This is a genomic window from Neisseria sp. P0021.S006 (assembly GCF_051956895.1).
On the sequence record NZ_JBQCWZ010000754.1, the window covers coordinates 1 to 683 of the forward strand.

At 47.7% G+C, this 683-nt stretch carries 1 pseudogene; it reads right to left on the reverse strand.

Annotated features, from left to right (window positions below):
* Positions 1 to 653: pseudogene (locus tag ACTHUM_RS16905) on the reverse strand (hypothetical protein); the annotation flags it as partial.
* Positions 654 to 683 lie beyond the last annotated feature (30 nt).

The window sequence follows — 683 nt, forward strand, 5'->3', positions numbered from 1 at the left end:
GTATCACCGGCTTTCACGCTGTCAACGTCCAAGTCTTTATCGGTAGCAACTTCATAAACAGTCTGACCTTTGTCACCTGTTTTTTCAGTCACAACGATGTTCTTACCTTGAACGACTTCAGTCTTAGACGCAGCAGCAGCTTGTTTCAGTTGAGAAACATTGACTGCATCGGTGTCATCCGTACCGGCCGCAACGTTGGTAATCTTGTTGCCGCCATTGTTCAAGCCAGCCTTGGTCAGGTTCACATCACCTGCTTTCAAGCCGTCTTTGTTCAATGCAACATCATCGCCAACTTTCACACCGTCATTATTCATCACGGTATCACCTGCGGTAACGCTGTCAACTTTCAGGTTTTTATCGGTAGCCACTTTGTAAATGGTTTGGCCATTGGCGCCGACATCCTGAGTAACAACAATGTTATCGCCTTGAACGACTTCGGTCTTAGCCGCAGCCGCAGCTTTGTTCAACTGAGCAACATTCACCGCATCAGTATCATCGGTACCGGCTGCAACGTTGGTAATCTTGTTACCGCCGTTGTTCAAGCCGGCTTTAGTCAGATTGACATCGCCAACTTTCACGCCATCGGTATTAACTGTGGTATCGCCGGCTTTCACGCTGTCTACTACCAAGTCTTTAGCCAATTTGACTTCCAACTTATCAGAGCCATTCGCTACAACGCCGAT